General features: G+C 66.8%; 19 protein-coding genes. 6 read left to right on the top strand and 13 right to left on the bottom strand.

The window, feature by feature from the left end; translation table 11 throughout:
- Positions 1 to 89: 89 nt before the first annotated feature.
- Together AC1DIN_RS10520 and AC1DIN_RS10515 are read right to left on the bottom strand one after the other, a co-directional pair.
- Positions 90 to 695 (bottom strand): response regulator transcription factor, encoded by a 606-nt coding sequence (locus tag AC1DIN_RS10520; protein ID WP_476809716.1) that lies wholly within the window; start codon positions 693 to 695, stop codon positions 90 to 92.
- A complete protein-coding gene (locus AC1DIN_RS10515) occupies positions 692 to 2245 on the bottom strand; it encodes a sensor histidine kinase (protein WP_476809715.1) in 1554 nt (517 codons plus the stop codon). The genes AC1DIN_RS10520 and AC1DIN_RS10515 overlap by 4 nt, the downstream gene beginning before the upstream one ends.
- Positions 2246 to 2412: 167 nt before the next feature.
- Here AC1DIN_RS10515 and AC1DIN_RS10510 point away from each other — a divergent pair, with 167 nt between their 5' ends.
- From AC1DIN_RS10510 to AC1DIN_RS10495, 4 genes are all read left to right on the top strand, one after another.
- Positions 2413 to 3435 (top strand): amino acid ABC transporter substrate-binding protein, encoded by a 1023-nt coding sequence (locus AC1DIN_RS10510; RefSeq protein ID WP_476809752.1) that lies wholly within the window; start codon positions 2413 to 2415, stop codon positions 3433 to 3435.
- Positions 3436 to 3618: 183 nt separating this feature from the next.
- On the top strand, positions 3619 to 4791 hold the full coding sequence (locus AC1DIN_RS10505; protein ID WP_441469130.1) for an amino acid ABC transporter permease: 1173 nt from the start codon (positions 3619 to 3621) through the stop codon (positions 4789 to 4791).
- A 1-nt stretch (position 4792) separates the two neighbouring features.
- Positions 4793 to 5914, top strand: a complete 1122-nt coding sequence (locus AC1DIN_RS10500; RefSeq protein WP_441469131.1) for an amino acid ABC transporter permease — start codon at positions 4793 to 4795, stop codon at positions 5912 to 5914.
- A gap of 124 nt (positions 5915 to 6038) precedes the next feature.
- Entirely contained in the window at positions 6039 to 6722 is a 684-nt protein-coding gene (locus AC1DIN_RS10495; RefSeq protein WP_441469132.1) for a lysophospholipid acyltransferase family protein, read from the top strand.
- A gap of 120 nt (positions 6723 to 6842) precedes the next feature.
- Here the strand turns inward: AC1DIN_RS10495 and AC1DIN_RS10490 are convergent, their stop codons facing one another.
- Positions 6843 to 7649: an EipA family protein gene (locus AC1DIN_RS10490; RefSeq protein WP_476809714.1), complete on the bottom strand. Its 807-nt coding sequence runs from the start codon at positions 7647 to 7649 to the stop codon at positions 6843 to 6845.
- 72 nt (positions 7650 to 7721) lie between these two features.
- On the opposite strand from AC1DIN_RS10490, the gene AC1DIN_RS10485 reads away from it, so the two are divergent.
- Entirely contained in the window at positions 7722 to 9065 is a 1344-nt protein-coding gene (locus tag AC1DIN_RS10485; protein ID WP_441469134.1) for a sensor histidine kinase, read from the top strand.
- Positions 9066 to 9089: 24 nt separating this feature from the next.
- Here AC1DIN_RS10485 and AC1DIN_RS10480 read toward each other — a convergent pair whose 3' ends face one another.
- From AC1DIN_RS10480 to AC1DIN_RS10445, 8 genes are all read right to left on the bottom strand, one after another.
- Positions 9090 to 9773: a response regulator transcription factor gene (locus tag AC1DIN_RS10480; RefSeq protein ID WP_476809713.1), complete on the bottom strand. Its 684-nt coding sequence runs from the start codon at positions 9771 to 9773 to the stop codon at positions 9090 to 9092.
- A 145-nt stretch (positions 9774 to 9918) separates the two neighbouring features.
- Positions 9919 to 10563: an outer membrane protein gene (locus AC1DIN_RS10475; RefSeq protein WP_476809712.1), complete on the bottom strand. Its 645-nt coding sequence runs from the start codon at positions 10561 to 10563 to the stop codon at positions 9919 to 9921.
- Between the two features lie 221 nt (positions 10564 to 10784).
- Complete coding sequence (locus tag AC1DIN_RS10470) at positions 10785 to 11660, bottom strand: alpha/beta hydrolase (protein WP_476809711.1); 876 nt, start codon at positions 11658 to 11660, stop codon at positions 10785 to 10787.
- Complete coding sequence (locus AC1DIN_RS10465; RefSeq protein ID WP_476809710.1) at positions 11657 to 12664, bottom strand: ABC transporter ATP-binding protein; 1008 nt, start codon at positions 12662 to 12664, stop codon at positions 11657 to 11659. Before AC1DIN_RS10465 ends, AC1DIN_RS10470 begins: the two co-directional genes overlap by 4 nt.
- Positions 12661 to 13641, bottom strand: coding sequence for an ABC transporter ATP-binding protein (locus tag AC1DIN_RS10460; protein WP_476809709.1), 981 nt, complete (start codon positions 13639 to 13641; stop codon positions 12661 to 12663). The genes AC1DIN_RS10465 and AC1DIN_RS10460 overlap by 4 nt, the downstream gene beginning before the upstream one ends.
- Complete coding sequence (locus AC1DIN_RS10455; protein ID WP_441469140.1) at positions 13638 to 14546, bottom strand: ABC transporter permease; 909 nt, start codon at positions 14544 to 14546, stop codon at positions 13638 to 13640. Before AC1DIN_RS10455 ends, AC1DIN_RS10460 begins: the two co-directional genes overlap by 4 nt.
- On the bottom strand, positions 14543 to 15520 hold the full coding sequence (locus AC1DIN_RS10450) for an ABC transporter permease (RefSeq protein WP_476809708.1): 978 nt from the start codon (positions 15518 to 15520) through the stop codon (positions 14543 to 14545). The genes AC1DIN_RS10455 and AC1DIN_RS10450 overlap by 4 nt, the downstream gene beginning before the upstream one ends.
- A gap of 85 nt (positions 15521 to 15605) precedes the next feature.
- Positions 15606 to 17219: an ABC transporter substrate-binding protein gene (locus AC1DIN_RS10445; protein ID WP_441469142.1), complete on the bottom strand. Its 1614-nt coding sequence runs from the start codon at positions 17217 to 17219 to the stop codon at positions 15606 to 15608.
- Between the two features lie 92 nt (positions 17220 to 17311).
- Between AC1DIN_RS10445 and AC1DIN_RS10440 the strand changes: the two genes are divergently transcribed.
- The gene (locus AC1DIN_RS10440; protein WP_441469143.1) at positions 17312 to 18184 is read left to right on the top strand and encodes a MurR/RpiR family transcriptional regulator; all 873 of its coding nucleotides are present in this window, start codon (positions 17312 to 17314) and stop codon (positions 18182 to 18184) included.
- A gap of 118 nt (positions 18185 to 18302) precedes the next feature.
- Here the strand turns inward: AC1DIN_RS10440 and AC1DIN_RS10435 are convergent, their stop codons facing one another.
- Together AC1DIN_RS10435 and AC1DIN_RS10430 are read right to left on the bottom strand one after the other, a co-directional pair.
- Entirely contained in the window at positions 18303 to 19286 is a 984-nt protein-coding gene (locus tag AC1DIN_RS10435; RefSeq protein ID WP_476809707.1) for a MurR/RpiR family transcriptional regulator, read from the bottom strand.
- Positions 19287 to 19392: 106 nt separating this feature from the next.
- Positions 19393 to 20238 carry an ABC transporter permease gene (locus tag AC1DIN_RS10430; RefSeq protein WP_441469145.1) on the bottom strand — a complete coding sequence of 282 codons (846 nt, stop codon included), beginning with the start codon at positions 20236 to 20238 and terminating at the stop codon, positions 19393 to 19395.
- Positions 20239 to 20240: the final 2 nt, after the last annotated feature.

Genomic DNA, 20240 nt, shown 5'->3' with positions numbered 1-20240 from the left:
GAAAAAAGATCGGTGCGGCGCCGGAGACCTCTCCGTAATCCTACGGAGAGGTCTGCGAGCACAGTCTCGTCAGCGGACCTGTTGAGCCGCTACCCTTCGAGGGCGATGCGGACCATCTCGGCCACCGAGCCGGCGCCGAGCTTCTCGGCGATATTGGCGCGGTGGGTCTCGATCGTGCGCGGAGAGACGTCGAGCGCGCGGGCGATTTCCTTGGTCGAAAGACCATCGGCGACGAGGTCGAGGATCTCGCGCTCGCGCTGTGTCAGCTTCGCCAGCAGCGCCTCTCGCCCGGCACGCACGGCCTGCGTCCGGCTGCGTTCGTCCAGCGCCGCGAAACCCGCCTCGATCGCCTCGAGCAGCACCTGCTCGTCGATCGGCTTGGTGAGGAAGTCGACGGCGCCGGCTTTGAAAGCACGACGGCAGGCGGCGACATCGCCATGGCCAGTGATGATGACGGTGGGCATTCGCTCGACCTCGGCCGCCATGCGCTCCAGCAATTGCAGGCCGGATGTCCCGGGCATCCGGATATCGGCAACGACGCAGCCGTCCGGGCGCGCGTTCGGGCGCTCCAGGAAAGCCTGGACACTGGCGAAGGGCTTTGACGCGAAGCCCATGGTGCGCAGCAAGAGCGCGAGCGCGTCGCGGACATCGACATCGTCGTCGATCAGATAGACCGTGCGGGCGGCAGGCTTCATTCGGCCGCGATCCCCTGCTCGCCGGCGAGAGCCGGAAAGCGAACCGTGAACACAGCGCCCTGGCCGGCGTCGCTACGCACCGATATGCGCCCGCCAGCCGACTCGACCAGGCGCTCACACAGCGGCAGGCCGAGCCCCATGCCGCCGCTCTTGGTGGTGAAGAACGGCTCGAACAGCCGCTCCAGATCTGCCTCCGCGATCCCCGGACCGGTATCGCTCACGGCGATCTCGGCCTCGTGCTCGACGAGGCGGGTCGCGAGTGTGATCTCGCGCCGGCCTCCGGAATTGCTCTCCATGGCCTCGGCCGCGTTGCGGACGAGGTTGTGCACCACTTGCTCGATCGCGACCCGATCGACCCGCGCCTGCAGCGGCGACGGGCTGAGTTCCAATCGCAGAGCGATTCCGCGCTCCTGCAGGTCGCGCTGGGTCAGGGCGACGACGTTGCGGACGATCCGGTTGAGATCGTGCGGTTGCGGCTGCGGCTCGCGGCGGGTCACATAGGCCCGCAGCCGCTCCAGGATCTCGCCGGCGCGCCGCGCGTGCCGCACATTCGCTTCGAGGACGCCGATCAGCTCGTCCGGCTTCGCCGCCCCGGAGCGCGCAAGCCGCAGGCCCGCCTGGCTCTGGCTCAGGATCGCCGTGAGCGGCTGGGTGATTTCATGGGCGATGCCGGACGCCATCTCGCCGACCGTGTTCACGCGCATCGCATGGGCCAGTCGCGCATCCTGTTGGTGCAGGCGCATGGCCTCGCGCGCCCGCTGGCTGGCGCGCCGTTCGCGCAGCACCGCCAGAAGCAGCAGCACGGCGAGCCCCGAAGCCACCGGCCAGCCGATCAGCAGCGCAGGCGGCAGGATCTCGGCGAAGGCCGGCCGCCGCTCCAGCGACAGGACGAGCGGCTGGGAGCGGCTGCCCAGTGCCCGCTCGAAGGCGAGCTCAGGCATCGCCATGCCGGGCGGACGCTCCCTTCCCTGCTGGACGATCACGGCCCCGGAGCTATTGCGAAGCGTAAGCGCTGTCTCCTCCGGCAAGCCACTCTCCGGCTCGGCCATGCGCGTGGCGTCGATGACGAGAACCAGCGCCCGCGGCTCGGAACCGTTATCGGGAACACGTTTGACGAGGGCGTAGAAGGGCTTTCCCCCGCGGCTGGGCAGCGTGCTGGCTTGCCCCGGCGAAAGCTCCCGGATGCGCGCCGCGAGCGCGGCCGGATCGAAATCCTTGAGGTTCTCGACGGCTTTCCCGTCGAGAACCTCCGGCGGAGCGCCTGATCCTGCCAGCTCAACGGCCGCGATACGCGGATAGAAGCGCTGCATTGCCTCGACGACCGCCCGGAACGTGGCGGAGTCCGCGGTCGAACTCGCCAGTACCGCCGCCAGGCTGGTGAGATGCGCGTCATGTTGCTCGGCGCGTTGCGAGATCACGCGATGAAGCGTCGTCCCCTCGCGCTGGAGCGCATCACGCGCACGAATGGCTTCGATCGCCGCTCCCAGCCCCAGGCCGGCGAGCGCGAGCGGAATCCACAGCAGCAGGAATCTGGCGAGTCGGGATTTCAAGGGCACGATCCGGTTCGCCCCGAGCCTACTGCGCCAGCCTGGTGCCGTCACCGTGCTCTGTCATCACGCGATGCGCGGAAGGTCTTGCCGCGGCAACCGCAGCTCAATAGGCTCCCTTCCGACGCGCCGATGACAGGCGCGCACCAGGGGAAACGCCTATGCCAAAAATGTTCAGCAAGCTGGCCGCGCTCGGTCTCGCCGCGGCCGCCTTTTCCGTGTTCGCCGCTCCTGCCTCGGCGCAAGCGACGCTCGAGGCTGTGAAGAAGCGCGGCAAAGTTCTCTGCGGCGTCTCCCCGACGGCTCCGGGCTTCTCCTATGCCGACGACAAGGGCGTCCGTCAGGGCTTCGACAGCGATATCTGCCGCGCCATTTCGTCCGCCGTCTTCGGTGTGCCGGACAAGGTCGATTTCGTTCCGCTCAACACCAATGTGCGCTTCCAGGGCCTGCAATCGGGCGAGGTCGACATCCTGTCGCGCCAGACGACGATGACCTTCTCGCGCGACACCTCGCTCGGGCTCGATTTCGCGCCGGTCGTCTTCTATGACGGCCAGGGGCTGATGGTTTCGAGCAAGCTCGGCGTGAAGAGCGCGGCTGAGCTGTCGCAGTCGGCCGTCTGCATCCTGCCCGGCACGACGACGCTGCAGAACCTCGAAGACTACTTCAAGCCGCGCAACATCAAGTACGAGGCGGTCGTCTTCGAGAATCCCGACGAGTGGCGCAACGCCTTCTTCTCCGGCCGCTGCGACGTCATCACCACCGACCGCTCGGACCTGGCCTCGGTGCGCGCGATCGCGAACGACCCGAAGCAATACGTCATCCTGCCCGAGACGATCTCGAAGGAACCGCTCGCTCCCGTCGTCCGCCAGAACGACAGCAACTGGCGCGATATCGTCTCCTGGACGGTCAACGCCCTGATCGCGGCCGAGGAATACGGCATCACCAAGGCCAATATCGACGAGCAGCTCAAGAGCAAGGATCCCGAGATCCAGCGCCTGCTCGGCGTCAACGGCGATCTCGGCAAGATGCTGAACCTCGACAACAAATGGGCMTACAACGCCATCAAGCAGCTCGGCAATTACGGCGAGCTCTTCGAGCGTCACCTCGGCGAGAAGACCCCGCTCGGCCTCACCCGCGGCCCGAACCAGCTCTGGACCAAGGGCGGACTGCTCTACTCCCCGCCCTTCCGGTGATCCCGGCCATCGCATCGGACCGCAAAGTGGCTTCCGCTTTTCGGAAAATCCGATGCAATACCAAATAAATAGATCGCCGTCGTCGCGTCCGGTGGGACGCGCGGCGATCTGGCGTTCCCTCGATTGACCTGAGACCGCCGGCCGCCGCGCGCGGCCGGTGCGTCTCCAGCACGGAACAGCCCGATGGCCTCTCCAGCATCCAGCCCGCTGCGGCTCATCTACGACGTGCGCGTGCGCGCCGTGCTCTACCAGGTCGTGGCCGTCGTCCTCGTCGTCGGGATCGGCCTCTATCTATTCGGCACTGTCTCGCGGAAGCTCGCCGAACAGAACATCGCGACGGGATTCGCCTACCTCTCGCGGCCGGCCGGTTTCGTCATCAGCCAGTCCTTCATCAGCTACGAATCCAGCGACAGCTACGGCCGCGCCATTCTCGTCGGGCTGCTCAACACGGTCTGGGTCTCGATCTTCGCCGTCATCCTGTCGACGGTGCTCGGCCTGATCGTCGGCATTGCCCGGCTGTCGCGCAATCCGCTCCTGTCCTTCCTCGCCCTGATCTATGTCGAGGCGCTGCGCAATGTGCCGCTGCTGCTCTACCTCTTCCTCTGGTATGCGCTGATCGTCGCGGTCTTCCCGCCAGTGCGGGATGCCTGGCAGATCCTGCCTGACGTCTTCCTGAGCAATGGCGGCCTGATCGTACCCTCGCTGCGCTGGTCCGCCGCCCATACCGGCGTGCTCGCCTCCGTCGCAGTCGGCGTCGCGCTCGCCTTCGTCGTCGCGTCCATCCTGCGGCGCCACCGGGTCGTGTCCGGCCATGCCCGGGCCGCCTGGCCCTTCGTGCTGCTTGCCCTCTTCGCGCCGCCGCTGATCGGGCTGCTGCTGTTCCAGCCGGACCTCGTGGTGAACTGGCCGGAAAAAGGGCGCTTCCGCATTACCGGGGGCCTGCAGGTCACGCCCGAATTCACCGCGCTTCTGGTCGGGCTCGGCCTGTCGGCTTCCGCGGGCATCGCCGAGATCGTCCGCGCCGGCATCCTCGCGGTCGGGCGCGGCCAGTGGGAGGCCGCACGTGCCGTCGGGCTGCACGACCGCCAGACGATGCGGCTCGTCGTGCTGCCGCAAGCGCTGCGCGTGATCATTCCGCCGCTGACGAGTTCCTATCTCTCGACCTTCAAGAACTCCTCGCTCGCCATCGCGATCGGCTATCCCGATTTGGTGATGGTTTCCAACACCACGATGAATCAGACCGGGCAGGCCATCGAGGGCATTGCGATCTTCATGCTGGTCTATCTCAGTCTGTCGATCACGATCTCGCTGCTCATGAACTGGTACAACGCGCGCGTCGCTCTGGTGGAGCGCTGAGATGTCCGAGCTCACCAACACGGCCATGCTCGGCGTCGAGCGCAGCGACCGGCCTCTGCAGGGCCGCCGCCTCTGGCTTTCGGGGCTGAAGCCCTTTGTCGGCTCCCCGCTCAACGCCGTCATCACCCTCGCCTGTCTCTGGCTGATCTACCGCCTCGTGACCGGCGCCTGGGGCTGGCTCGTCACCCGCGCGGTCACGGAAGGTGGGCCGCAGGCCTGCAAGGTCGGAAACGGGGCCTGCTGGCCCTTCCTGGCCGCGAAGCTGCGCTTCATGATCTTCGGTTTCTACCCTTACGAGGAGCATTGGCGGCCGGCGCTGGCGGTACTGCTGTTCCTTGCAGCTTTGATCATCTCGATGATCCCGCGCTTCTGGTCGCGGCGCCTGCTCTGGCTCTGGCTCGCGGTCGTGCTGGTCTGCGGCGTGCTGATGTACGGCGGCGTGCTCGGCCTCACCGTGGTGAGCACCACGAACTGGGGCGGACTGCCGCTCTCCTTCATGCTCTCCTCGATCGGGCTCGCCTTCGGCTTCGTGCTTGGCGTGCTGCTGGCGCTGGCGCGCTCCTCGAAGCTGCCGGCGATCCAGGTCATCGCCGTGATCATCATCGAAACGGTGCGCGGCGTTCCGCTGGTCTCGATCCTGTTCATGGCCTCAGTGATGCTGCCGCTGTTCATGCCGGATGGCGTGACCATCGACAAATTGCTGCGAGCGCAGGTCGCGATCATCATCTTCGCCGGCGCCTACATCGCCGAGACCGTCCGTGGCGGCCTGCAGGCAGTGCCGAAGGGCCAGCATGAAGCCGCCGCCGCGCTCGGCCTCGGCTATTGGCTGTCGATGCGCAAGATCGTGCTGCCGCAGGCGCTCAAGATCGTCATCCCGCCGCTGGTCAACATCTTCATCGGCTTCTTCCAGGACACGACGCTGGTCACCATCATCGGCCTGCTCGATTTCCTCGACACGGTGCGCTCGGCGATGCGCGATCCGGTCTGGCAGGGCATCGCCGTGCTGGAGGGCTATGTCTTCGCGGCGCTGGTCTATGCCGTGTTCAGCTACGGCATGGGCTCCTACAGCCGCTTCATCGAGCGCCGCCTGCGGACGGACCACAGTCATGGCCGGAGTGCCTGACGAGGCCGGAAACGTGTTCAGACCCTGATTTCGCGCAAAACCGGTCTCCCGGCCGGCAGCCGCGCAATGTTCCAGCAAGCCGGGACGCCGACCACTCCATGTGATTCACCATGGAGGGCGGAAGATGCGTTCCAGCTCAGGCCACTCAGCGGCGCTCGCCGGCCGCGCGTTGCATAGCTATATCAACCTCGTGCAGCGAACCACCCGGTTCAGGCCGGTCATTCCCGGGGCTTGTCCGTGGGAGCGCAGCCGCGAGCCGTTCATCGCCCTGACATGGCATGGCCAGCAGATGCTGAGCCTTGCGGCGCTCGAGGGGGCGTCGCGCGTGGCAATCCTGGCATCTCTGCATTTCGATGGCGAGGTCGTCGCTTCGGTTGTCGAGAGGGCCGGATACCGGACCATCCGTGGCTCGGGAACTCAGAGCCGCCCGAAAATTCAGACCAAGCGGGCGATTCCCGCCTTCTTCGAGATGCGGGATGCCCTCCGCGACGGCACCAGCGTCGTTCTCACGGCTGACGTGCCAAAAGTGTCGCGCGTGGCCGGCAAGGGCGCCGTGCAACTCGCCCGCGTTACCGGCCGGCCGATCTATCTCTTCGCCGCCGTCACCAGCGCCCGCTTCGATCTGACCAACTGGGACCGAGCCAGCATCGCCCTGCCCTTCGGCCGCGGCTGCATCCTCTGGTCGGAGCCGCTCTATGTCCGAAAGGGTGCCGATGACCGCGAGGTCGGCCTCATCGCCATGGACATCTCCGCCCGCCTCGACGACCTCCACGCCGCCGCCTATCAATCGCTTGAGCGGGCGCGCTAGAGCGTTCGAAGAAATGGATACCGGTTCGCGCGAAGAAAAGGCAGCAAAACAAGGGCTCGGAGCATTTCCGTGGTTCGGAGGAACGCGGAAACACTCCAGGCATGGTTTTGCCCCGTACCGTCAGGGACGGCCCGGTGGCGGACAATCGGCCGGATTGCCGCAGATGTTTGCCGGAGGGCGCAGGATCTCCGGCTCGCCCGCCGGCTCGATACGAATGCGGCTGAGATCGCCCGAGAAACGCAGGCCGAGGCCCGAGGAAATGAGGACGATCCGCGCGCGCGGCGATGCGAGGATCGTCGCATTGGCGCCCGCCAGAAAATGGGCGCTGCCGCCGAGGCTGGCATAGTCCCCGAACACATCCTCCCGCCGGTCGAGCCCGTAGACCAGCATGATCACCCGGCCGTAATCGGCGCCGAGTCCAATGCCGACCGACAGCGCCGACCAGATCACCGGCTCGGCAGGCCCGTCCGAGAAACGCAACTCGCCGCTGCCATGCCGCCCGCCGACAACGAAAGAGCCGCTCAGCTCGCCGCCGACGATATAAGCGTTGGGCTCGCCGAACAGGGCGAACGCCCGTTCGATCGGAAGGCTCACCGTCTTCGACGCTGTATCGAATACCCCCTCGACCAATCGCAGAATATCGTTGCGCGATGTCGTCGGCAGTTGGCCCGGCCGGATCTGTTCCTTCGCCGGCGGTTTGCCCTGTGCCCATGTGGTGGTTTCGATCGGCGCGGCCGCGAGCAGCGCCGCCAGCGCCCAGACCGGGCAGCCTCCCCTTGCCATGGTGCGCAACGCAGACATCAGGTCGGCAGATCCATGGAAGAGTTGAACGGCAACGCTATTACGGTCCATGCAGAGCGAGGCAGAGCAGCGCGCCCTGTCCCACAAGCCATACCCGCACAGAGGCTCCGTGACGACCCGCAACATTGAACCGATTTCCATGCGGCTGTCGGCGGCGGCTTCGGGCGCTCATGATCTTCGCGGTAGCGGAGGCCTGTGGTGACCTCCCTGTCGCGCGCCCTCACGATCCGGCTGGGCCTGCTGGGCGTCGTCCTGTTCGCGGCCTTCATCGCGGCCGTCCTGGCCTTCACCTTCATCACCGAAGACCCCGGCGCCCTACGCAACGACGTCACCTCACAAATCATCCAGCAAAGCGTGCGGCCGTCGACGGGCAGCGCACTTCAGGTCGAGAAGACCGCCGGGCTCGTGCAGATCGAGCAGGCCAGCCCCCGTCTCTGGTATCTCGTCTCCGATGGACGTTCCGTCGTCGAGTATGCGCCAGAGTTGCGTCCGGGGTTGCCCATCGACATCCGATTGGATGGACCGACGATCGCGGCGCAGATGCGCGTCGGCGGCGACAACGCGCTCGCCTTCGACGTGATCGAGAAGGATGGCAGCCGCGTCATCGTCGCGACCGGCGGCGGCGTGCCGGGCTGGGACCTGATCCTCGGCTATTTCCTGCGCGCGATCGCCGGTCCGGCGTTCGCGATCTCGGTGGTCTTCGGCATCATGATCGCCGCCGCGATCGCGATGTCGGTCTCCTACATCAGTGCGCGGCTCCGCAGCGCCGCCGAAGCGGCGGCACGCATCGATCCGCGCGCGCCGCGCGGCTTGCTGCCGACAGAGGAGACCCCGGTCGAGCTCATGCCCCTGACGACCGCGCTCAATTCGGCGCTCGACCAGATCGCCGGCAACATGGAGGGGCAGCGGCGCTTCATGAACAATGTCGCGCACGAGTTGCGCACGCCGCTCGCGGTGATGCGCAGCCGGGTCGACGCGCTTCCGGACGAACCGGCGCGCCTGCAACTGACCACGGATCTGAGCCGGCTGACCACCATCGTCTCCTCCATGCTGCAGCTCGCGCGCCTTCATGCGACCGAGCTGCCCTTCGAGCCGCTGCAGCTCAACGCGCTCGCTCGCTCCGTGCTGGCCGAGCTCGCGCCGCTCATCCTCAGCCATGGCGTGGATGTCGCCCTGGAGGAGGAGGGCGATCTGCACGCGATGATCGATGCCAATGAGCCCACGGTCCGGGCCGCGCTCGCCAACCTCGTCGACAACGCCCTGCGCCATGCCAAGGCCCGATCGATCATCCTGGTCCGCGTCCTCGACGCAGCTGTTCTGGAGGTCATCGACGACGGGGTCGGCATCGCCGCGACCAAGCGCAGCCAGGCGATGGAACCGTTCAACCGCATGTCGCAGGGTTCGACTGGGGCCGGCCTCGGCCTGACGATCGTGCGCGACATCATGGCCGCCCATGGCGGCTCCATCGCCATTCTCGGCAATGAGGGCGGCGGCACCACGGTGCGCCTGGCATTCCCGCCGGACGGCACCGGCAGCGATTGAGGTGGGCCAGAACCGACTCCGGCTCTAGCGCACCGGCTCCATCGTCTTCAGCATGTAGCCGATGCCGCGCAGCGAGGTGATTTCGACCTGGGCGCCGGCATCGCGGAGCTTGCGGCGCAGGCGCGAGATCTGAGCTTCGAGCGTGTTCGATTCGATCAGGTCGTCGAAGCCGTAGACCGCCTCGATCAGCACGTCGCGGGTGACGACGCGGCCGACCCGCTGCACCAGCGCCTCGAGGATCAGCCCCTCGCGCCGGCGCAGGTCGAGAGCCTCGCTCCCGACGCGGGCACTGCGGCCCTCGAGATCGAGCGAGAGATTGCCCGCCGCAATGACCAGCGATCGCTTGGGGTGGCGGCGCCGCACGATCACCCGCAGGCGCGCAAGCAGTTCTCCCGGCTCGAAAGGCTTGACCAGATAGTCGTCGGCGCCGCCATTGAGGCCTTCGATGACGTCGGTCTTCGCGTCGCGCGCGGTCAGGATCAGGAAGGCCGGGCGCGCCTCTTCCGCGCTGAGCGCCTTGACGATGGAAAGGCCGTCCCCATCGGGCAGCCGCCGGTCGACGATGGCGATATCGAAGGGCGCCGTCCGCAGGGCCGCCAATGCGGCATCGATCGTCGTGGTGCGATCCACGATCAGCCCTGCATTGGTGAGAAGCGACGAGAGGAAGCTCATCAGATCCGGCTCGTCCTCGACGATCAATGCGCGCATGTCGATCCTGTATAGATGCAGGGATGGAACGTGATGCCGGACAAGGGACGGGAATTCCAGACATCCCGCCCCATCCCTACCAGGGAACGGTCCGAAAAGGACCGAGGATCAGGGCAGCTTCGCAAAGCCGGCCGCAATAACGAGGTCAGAAGCGGTAATTCAGGCCGGCCTTGACGAGATGCTCGGTGACGCCGATGCGGCTGCGGGTGTTGCTGAACTGGAAGTTCTGCTTGCCGAGCGAAACGTAGTTGTATTCCAGCTTGGCCGAGAGATGGTCGGTGATGGCGTATTCGGCGCCGGCACCGACCACATAGCCCATCTTGCCCTTGGTCTTCGAGAGCAGGCCGTCGCTGGCCTTCAGGCTGCCATAGGCCAAACCGCCCGTGCCGTAGACCAGCACGCGATCGAAGGCGAGGCCGGCGCGCGCCTTCAGCGTGCTGACATAGCGCATATCGACGCTGGTGCCCGCCCCTCTCCGCCTGGAGTTGCTGCTCGTGCCGTTCATCGACGCGTCGCCCTCCATGCCGAAGACCATGTTGCCGAGTTGCACGTTGTAGCCGAGCTGGCCGCCGAACAGCACTGCGTTGCGGCTCTTCTTGGCGGCGCCCTCGAAGCGGTCGAAGGCCGCGCCGGAATGGATACCGGCATAGATGCCGTTCCAGTTATAGGTGCGCGGCGCAGTATAGGCCGGCCACTCCTGGGTGCGCGGCAGGGCGCGATCCGCCGCCGCTGCAGGCACAGCGAAAAGGGCCAGCAGGCCAAGACCCGCCGTCGGGATGGTGCGAGACATAACAACTCCTTGCGGCGGCATTCCCTGCCACCGACGCAACTGCCTGCGCCCTGTCTCCGCGGATCGGAGCGGGTCGGCATGCGCAGATTGCGAACGAAGATTACGGCAATGTTGCCCAAGGAAGAGGCAGCGGCGGCGCGCTCAAGCGCCCCCGCCCGGGAAGCCCCATCGCCCGGCAGCTCTCGCACCGGGTCGGCAATATTGCGCCGCAGCAGGAGTTGTCAGAGTACGGGTTCGACCTGCTTTCCAAGCTCCTCCACCGGCGGAATCCGGCCAGCCTCGAACCAATAGGCCGCCGCAGCGCGCGACATCGCCGCGCCGTCATGCCCGATCCCCGGCACCGTGACGAGCTGCCAGTTGCAGGGCACGCCGAGACGCGCAGCCTCGGCCCGGGCGAAGTCGAGCATGAAATGCGCGCGGCCATAGCGATGCGGCCCCTGCGCCAGCGCCTCGGCCTGCGCCGGCAGGTTCGGATCGTCGGTGACGATGTCGCGGTCGCCGGCGAAGAGCATCATGGGATAGGCGAGCCAGCGTGTGAGCGCACCGCGGTCGAGATCGAGCCCGCCGAGCCCTTCCGGGAAGCGCCTATCGAGCGTCGGCAGGGTGTACCAGCCTGGGTTGGAGGCCATCGCCGCCGCGAAGAGCTCCCCACCCTCTGTCGCCAGCATGCGGTGCACGAACTGCCCGCCGGCCGAATGACCGAAGATGCGGATGACCGGGCGGTCGATCACCCCGCCGGCGCGCAACGCGTCCAGCACGCGCTCGGGCACGGCGTAGAGCCATTGCTCGCGCGGAGCGATGGCATCGTCGGCGGAGACGATCAGGCCGTTGTTGTAGCCTTCGGCCTTCGGGAAATGCGCGTCGGGAAAGGTCGGCGCGACGATAAGCAGGCCGTGCTTCTCGGCCGCATCGACCCAGAAATCGCGATAGTCGTCGCCATTACGCATCATGCCGTGCTGCACGACGATAACGGGATCGTTGGGCTGATGGCGGGCGGGCCGGTAGAAGTTCACGACGAGCGGCCGGTCAGGATGGCGGCGGTCGATGAAAGGCAGCGTGCTGCGGCCGACCGGCGGCTTGAGGGTGGTGGTGGTCATGCGGCCTCCGGAGCCTTGTGCAGATGACATGCGGCGCTGCGCCCGGGCGCGATCTCGACGAGCTTCGGCTGAACCTCGCGGCAGACCGGCATCGCCTGCTCGCAGCGCGGATGGAAGGGGCAGCCGGGCGGCGGAGCCAATGGCGAAGGCAGCTCGCCCTTGAGCGGCTGGAAAGCGCGCTTGCGCCGGGCCGCCGAGGGGATCGCGGCGATCAGCGCCGCACTATAGGGATGCGCCGGCTCGGCGAATATCTCGGTCGCCCGCCCGACTTCGACGATACGGCCGAGATACATGATCGCGACCCGGTCGCTGATATGCCTGACGAGGCCGAGATCGTGGCTGACGAAGAGATAGGTCAGGCCGTGTCGCTCGCGCACATCCATGAACAGGTTGACGACCTGCGCCTGAATGGAGACATCGAGCGCCGAAACCGGCTCGTCGCAGACCAGGAAATCGGGTTTCACGGCAAGCGCCCGCGCGATGCCGATGCGCTGGCGCTGTCCGCCCGAGAACTGGTGCGGGTAGCGCTCGCGATAGGCAAGGTCGAGCCCGACCTCGCTCAGCGCCTGATCCACCGCCTTGTCGATCTCGCCCCTGGGCAGCAGCTTGTGGACGCTCAGCGCCTCGCCGACGATTCGGCTGACCTTCATGCGCGGGTCGAGCGAAGCGTACGGGTCCTGAAAGATCATCTGGACCTTGAGCAGGAAGTCCAGCCGCTCCTTGCCTTTCAGCCCCGCGACAGGCCGCTGCTCGTAGACCACCTCGCCCGCGCTCGGCTTGAGGATGCCCGTGACGACGCGCGCGAGCGTGGACTTGCCACAGCCGGATTCCCCGACGAGGCCGAGCACTTCGCCGCGCTTGACGCTGAGGTCGATACCGTCGACGGCGCGCAGCACCGGCGGCGCCTTGCCGCGGCCAGTCGCCATCAGGATGCGCTCCGCCAGCGTCGGATTGCGGCGAAAATGCTTGGTGACGCCCTTGAGCTCGATGATGGGCGCGCTCATGCCGCCTCTCCAAACGGGACCGGGTTATGGCAGCGGAAGCTGCGGGCGCCCTCGGCCGTCGTGGTCGGGTCCTGCTCGGCGCAAACCGGCTGGACGCGCGGACAGCGCGGCCGGAACGGGCAGCCGCTCGGGCGCGCATCGATGCGCGGCGCGACGCCGTCGATCTGGTTCAGCCGCTCGCCGGGCGCGACATTGGCAGCCGACGAGTTGAGCAGGCCGAGCGTGTAGGGGTGACGCGGCGCATCGAGAACCTGATCGACCGGGCCGATCTCGACGACGCGGCCGGCATACATCACCGCCACCCGGTCGGCGAGCTCGGCCACGACCGCGAGGTCGTGCGTGATCCAGAGCACGGCGGTGCCGGTCTCGCGGCTGAGCTTCTGCACCTCGAACAGGATCTGGCTCTGGATGGTGACGTCGAGCGCCGTCGTCGGCTCGTCGGCGATGATCAGGTCGGGCGCATTGAGCAGCGCGGTCGCGATCGCGACGCGCTGGCGCATGCCGCCGGAGAACTCATGCGGGAACTGCTTCAGCCGCGCCTCGGGCGAGGAGATGCCGACGCGCGCCAGCGCCTTCGAAGCCTCCGCCAGCGCCTCGTCGCGTGTGCATTGACGATGCTCCAGGATCGCCTCGCTCATCTGCTCGCCGATGCTGAGCACCGGGTTCAGCGTCATCAGCGGATCCTGGAAGATCATGGCGATGCGGTCGCCGCGCAGATCACGCAGCCGCTCTTCCGAAGCGGCGCGCAGATCCTCGCCGCCGAAGCTGATCGTGCCGCCGACGATCTCGCCCGGCGGGTCGATCAGCCGAACCAGCGAGAAGCCGGTCACCGACTTGCCGGAACCGGACTCGCCGACGAGCCCCAGCACCTCGCCGCGCGCGACGCTGAGATCGACGCCGTCGACGGCGGGCCAGGCACCGTCGAGCGCATGGAAGACGGTCCTGAGACCGCGGACATCGAGCAGGGCGTCGGTCATGAGCGCACGTTGAAGCTGCGGCGCAGCCGGTCGCCGACAAGGTTGAGCGAGACGATCAGCAGCACCAGCGCAATGCCGGGGAAGACCGCGATCCAGTATTCGCCCGAGAGCAGGAACTCGAAGCCGTTGGCGATCAGCAGGCCGAGCGAGGGCTGCGTCACCGGCACGCCGACGCCGAGGAAGGACAGCGTCGCCTCCAGCGTGATCGCGCTGGCGACGCTGATCGAGGCGACGACCAGCACCGAGCCGACCGAATTCGGCAGGAGGTGAGCAATCATGATGTGTCGGGTCGGCAGGCCGAAATTCAGGGCGGCCTCGATATATTCCTTGCGGCGCTCGACCAGCGCGGAGGCGCGCATCAGCCGGGCATATTGCGCCCATTGCACGAGCACGATGGCAAGGATGACCTTGTCGACACCGCGGCCGATCGAGGCGAGCAGCACGAGCGCGATCAGGATCGAGGGAAAGCCGAGCATGAAGTCGACAACGCGCATGATCACGGCGTCGACCGCGCCGCCGAACTGTGCGGCAAGAAGCCCGGCCGAAATGCCGATGAACAGTGCCCCCAGCGTTGCCGAAAGGCCTACCATCAGGCTGGTGCGCAGCCCGTAGAGGATGGCGCTCAGCATGTCGCGGCCCTGTGAATCCGTGCCGAGCCAATAGGTCATGCCGTTCATGCCGGCCTCGCCCGGCGGCAGCCGGTTGTCCATCACGCTGAGGGCGGCGAGGTCGTGCGGGTTCTGCGGCGCGATGAACGGCGCAAGCAGAGCGAGCAGGACCATGATGCCGAGCAGGATGGCCGCACCGCGCGTCGTCGGCCGGCTGCGGATGCGGCGCAGTACCTTCTCGCGCAGGGGTGTGTCGGCATAGGCGGGAACGGCGGGCGCCCTGGTCTTTGCGCTCATGCCATCTCTCCCGTCAGCTTCACCCGCGGGTCGAGCGCGGCATAGAGGATGTCGACGAGGAAGTTCACCGCGACGAAGAGCAGCGTCGCCAGCAGGACATAGGCGACCACCACGGGCCGATCGAGCTGGTAAACCGAATCGATCAGCAGCTTGCCCATGCCCGGCCAGGCGAAGACCGTCTCGGTGATGGTCGAGAAGGCCACGAGGCTGCCGAACTCGATGCCGACCACCGTGACGACCGGGATCAGGATGTTGCGCAGCACGTGGCGGCCGACGATGCGTCGCGGCCGCACGCCCTTGGCGCGGGCGTATTTGACGTAGTCTTGCGTCATCGTCTCGGTCGTGCCCGCGGCGACGAGGCGGATCATCAGCGCCATGTTGGGAATGGCGAGGTTGATCGCCGGCAGTGCCAGATGCTTCAGCCCGTCCAGCGTCAGCAGGCTGGTCTTGAAGCCGAGGACGGAGACCGTCTCGCCGCGCCCGGCCGTCGGCAGCCAGCCGAGCAGCACGGCGAAGAGCAGGATCAGCATCATGCCCTTCCAGAAGCTCGGCAGAGAAAAGCCGAGGATGGTGCTGCCCATGATGATGCGCGAGGGCCGGCTTTCCGGATCGAGCCCGGCATAGAGCCCGAGCGGCACGCCGGTGAAGATCGCCAGCGTCATCGCCAGCAGCACAAGCTCGAAGGTCGCGGGCAGACGCGCCAAGATCAGTTCGATCGCCGGCACGCCATGAACGAAGGAGCGGCCCAGGTCGCCTTTCAACGCGTTACCGATGAAGACGAAATATTGCTGCCAGATCGGCAAATCGAGACCGAGGCGCCGGATCAGCGCCTCGCGCTCGGCCGAGCTGACCGAGGGCGAGACCAGAAGCTCGATCGGATCGCCGATGCCATAGACGGCGAAGAAGACGACGACCGAGACCGCGAGCAGCACGAGCACGCTCTGGATCAGCCGCTGCAGGACATAGGCGGTCATGGGGTGAGACCGGCTCCGCTACGTGTTGCGAACGGGCGGCCCTGGCGGGCCACCCGTCACTTTCGGGGGACTTGCCCGGCGAGGCTTACTTGGCGGCCGGCTTGACCGACATCGCCAGCATGTACTGGTCGGCGCGACCGGTGACAGCGAGGTTGGACTTGAAGGCCCAGACGCCACTCTCGAAGTGCAGCGGGATGAAGGCGCCGTCGGCGAGCACGAGCTTGCCGGCCTCCTGCAGCAGTTCGGCGCGCTTGGCGTCGTCGAGCGTGGTCACGGCCTCGCGGATCACCTTGTCGAACTGGTCGTTCTTGTAGCCGCCATAGTTCGAGCCACCCAGCGTCTTGGTCTCGTTCGGGGTCGGCGGCCACTGGCGCAGGAAGGACGCGGCCTCGCCGGTGCCGGAGCCCCAGCCGCCGAGTGCAACGCTGAATTCCTTCTTGGCCCGGCGCGGGAAGTAGATCGCCCGCGTCATCGCGTCGACCTCGGTCTTGATGCCGATCTGGGTCAGGTACTGCGCGACCGCCTGGGTGATCTGGCTGTCGTTGATGTAGCGATCGTTGGTGGTCGACAGCGTGAGCTGGAAGCCCTTGGCATAACCGGCCTCGGCCAGCAGCTTCTTCGCCTGCGCGGGGTCATAGGCCAGCTTCGGCGGGTTCGGCAGCGTGCCGAACATCCCGGTCGGCAGGTACTGGTAGGCGGGCTCGGCAGCGCCATCCATGATGCGCTTGACGATGGCATCGCGGTCGATGGCGAGCGACATCGCCTTGCGCACGCGCGCATCCTTCAGCGGGTTCTTGCCGTCCTCGGACTTGACGAAGGGGCTCTGGTCGCGGGCGACGTCGAGCTGGAAATAGATCACGCGGGTCGAGGGCGTGATGACATGGCCGAAGCGCTTGTCGTCCTTGATCCGGCCGAGGTCGCGCGCCGCCGGATTCTCGATCACGTCGTAATCGCCGGCGAGCAGGCCGGCGAGGCGCGGGCCGGCATTGGTCACCGGCAGCAGGCGCACGAGCTCCCAGGGCTCGGCCTTGCCCCAATAGGTCGGGTTGCGTTCGAGCTCGATCGCCGAGCCCCGCACATAGGACTTCAGCTTGTAGGGGCCGGTGCCGACGGCAAGCGAGCCGTCATTGAAGCCGCTGACCGTCGGCCAGGGGCCGGTGACGCCGCAGTTCTTGGCGATGTCGTAGCTGATCGGCCCGTGCTCGGCGATGGAAGCCGAGAGGATGCTGAGCGCCGAGAGCAGGTTCGGCAGCAGCGGCTCCGGGTTGATGGTGTTGATCACCAGCGTATGCGGATCGGGCGTCTCGACCGAGGCGAAATTCCCGGTGACGTCGGCAAAGGAATCCGACACCTTGGTCTCGTTCTTCAGCGTGCGGCAGAAGGTGAAAACCACGTCCTCGGCCGTGAACGGCTTGCCGTTCGAGAACTTCACACCGTCGCGCAACTTGAAGGTCCAGCGGTTCTTGCCGTCATTCTCCCAGGACGAGGCAAGGCTCGGATGCAGCTTCTGCTTCTCATCCTGGCTGACGAGCGAGTCGAAGATGTGCTGCGCCAGAGCGTTGTTCGGAGTGAGGTCATGATAGTGCGGATCGACGGCCGTCGGCTCGGAAGCCAGCGCGATGCGCAAGGTTTGGGCCGAGGCCGCCGTGGCGGACAGGCACGTTGCGGCGAGTGCCGCGACGAACAGGGATTGACGCATGATGGTATCCGCTCCCGCTTGTCGTTTTGACAGGTTTATTTTCGTCCGGTAGCAAACATGAAAATTTTTGAACGTCAACCGGGCGGAGGCACATGTCCCAGGGCCTGAAGCCGTCGACGGATCTCTCGAACCGGATCGCTCGGATTTACCCGTCCCTGAGCAACGGCCACCGCCGTGCGGCCGATTTCGTGCTGCAGCATCCGCTCGACGTCGCGACGATGACCATCGAAGGGCTGGCGGAAGGGAGCGGCACCTCCAACGCGACGGTGACGCGCTTCGTCCGGGCGCTCGGCTATGGCGGCTATGGCGAGTTTCGCGGCGCGCTCTCGGCTGCGCTGAAGTTCGCCCATGCTCCCGTCGACAGCTTCGCCGGCGCCCGCTCGGCCGCCGGCTCGACCTTCGCAACCGTCGAGGCCGCACTTGCCGACCAGGCCGCCAATCTGCAGGCAGCCCGCGAAGGACTGACGGAGGAAGCGGTGACGCGGGCCGTCGAGCTGCTGCTCAAGGCGCCGCGGGTCTTCATCGCGGCCTCCGGCGCAAGCCACCATGTCGCTTCGTTCCTTGAAGACGGTCTGGCTCTCTACCTCGGAGCGGATGTGATCTTCGCCTCGGCCCGAACCGGCCCGGAGCGTGCGGTGCGCCACATGATGTCGGCACGACCGGACGATCTCCTGGTGGCGATCTCGGTCCCGCGCTACTCACGCTCGACGCTCGACCTCGCGAGCTTCGCCAAGAAGCGCGGCGCGAAACTCCTGGCACTGACCGACGGTCCGACTTCCCCGCTCGCGTCGATCGCCGATGTCACGCTCTTCGCGCCCGCGCGCAGTCGCCTGCTGCCCAATTCTCCCACCGCCGTCTTCGCAATCGCGGACGCCCTGATCGCCGCGGTCGCGCGCGAACGGCCGGATGCGGTCGAGGCCCTCAAGGAATTGAGCGAGAGCCTGCTCTGGACTTTCCAGCAGTAGCGGCCAGAACATTTTCCAGCGAAGTGGATGCCGGTTCGCGTGAAGAAAATGCGATAAAACAAAGACATAGAGCATTTCTACGGTTCGGAGACACGCGAAAATGCTCTCGTGGGCCGCCTCAGCCCGTTTCGGACGACCCAAGGTCGGAATCCAGCATCTGGCGCCAGCCGGCATGCAGGACGGACGGGTCTTCGCGGTCGACGCCGTAGGTGTTCAGCACGTGATGGAGATCGTTCATGCGGGCGATCAGCTCGGGCCCCTGACGCAGCCCGACCATGATCATCAGGATCTCGATCGCGATGAGCTGGACGACATAGGCGTCCGTCCCGACCAACATGGTGGCATCGCGTGGCACATCCATCGGCAGCACGATGTGGGCGAGTTCGGCGAGCGGCGTGCGCGCCTGCGTCAGGGCGATGATCGTCGCCCCCCGCGCCCGGCCAACCTCGACGGCGCGCAGCAGTGCCGGCATGCGGCCGACGAAGGAGATCGCCACGAGGACATCGGCCGAAGTCAGGGTCGCGGCGGCGACAAGCTGGAAATGGGCGTCGGAGAAGGCGTTCGCGGTCAGGCCGAGGCGAAAAAGCCGTGCCTGCAGGTCCTGCGCCAGGAAATGCGAGGTCGCGCCGGTGCCCAGGCAATCGATCCGGCGCGCTCGCTTCATCGCCGCGGCGGCCCGGTCGAGCTCGGCAGGGTCGATCCGTCGCTGCCATTCGGCGATCACCGTGGTCATGCTGCCGGTGACGTTGCGCACCACATCGGCCGCCGTCTCGCCGACATGGACCGAGCGGTGCAGGAACGGCGCGCCGAGCGCCAGCGCCCCGGCGAGCTTCAGCTTCAGGTCCCTGAGACCCTCGCAGCCGATGGCGCGGGCAAAGCGCACGATCGTCGGCGCGCTGACGCCGGAGCGCGCCGCGATCTCCTCGACATTGGCCTTCACCGCCCAATCGGGATCGTCGAGGAAGAGCGCCCCGACACGCCGCTGGCTCTCCGACATGGCGTCGAGGCCGGTGCGGATGGTACTGAGGATGTCGGAGGCGCCAACGGTATCCTCGAGTCCGGCCGCGCGCGACGTTCCCGTTGGATCGAACGTGCTGGTCATGTCGAAGCTCCGCCGAAACCGGCCTGGCGACCTGATGCCGCCCCGACCTTTCCCAGCCTCGCGAGATTGACGCAGGTCTGGGAGAAGAGCGGAACGGCGGCAGCCATCACAGAGCCTTCCTGAGACGCGGATCGAGCATGTCGCGCAGCCCGTCGCCGAGAACCTGCAACGACAATGCCACGAAGACTATGGCGAGGCCCGGGAAAGCGACGATCCAGAAGGCATCATCAGCATATTGCTGGCCCGACGCGATCATCGTCCCCCAGGTCGGTGTCTCCGGCGGCACGCCGGCCCCGAGGAAGGACAGCCCCGCTTCCGCCAGCACGGCATAGGCGAAGATGAAGGTCGCCTGGACCAGCACCGGCGAGGCGATGTTGGGCAGCAGATGCACGGCCAGGATGCGCGGGGTCGAGACGCCGATGGACCGCGCCGCCTCGACGAAGGGCAGCTCGCGCACGACCAGCGTCGAGGCGCGGATCACGCGCACGACGCGCGGCGTGTAGACGATCGACAGCGCCAGGATGACGTTGCCGGCGGAGGCGCCGAGCACCGCGACCAGGAAGATCGCGAGCAGGATGTCCGGCAGCGCCATCAACGCATCGACGAAGCGCATGATCGGTGCGTCGAGCCGCTTGAAATAGCCGGCGATCAGGCCGAACGCCGTGCCGACCGTGACCGAAATCATCACCACGGCAAAACCGATGCCCAAGGAGGCGCGCGCGCCCCAGACAATGCGCGAAAAGATGTCGCGGCCGAGTTCGTCGGTGCCGAACCAGTTGACCTCGCTCGGCGGGCGCAGGCGCCGCGCGACACGCATCGCACCGGGATCATAGGGTGAGATCAAGGGCGCGAGCACGGCGAGGACGAAGACCACCGCGAGGACGAGGGCGGCAACGAGCACGAGCTTGCGCCGGAACAGGCTGCGGAGGAAAGCGAGGACGGGAGAGTTCATCG

The sequence above is a fragment of the Allobosea sp. 05T438 genome (genome assembly GCF_056396025.1).
This window is presented reverse-complemented; position numbering and strand designations above follow the sequence as displayed.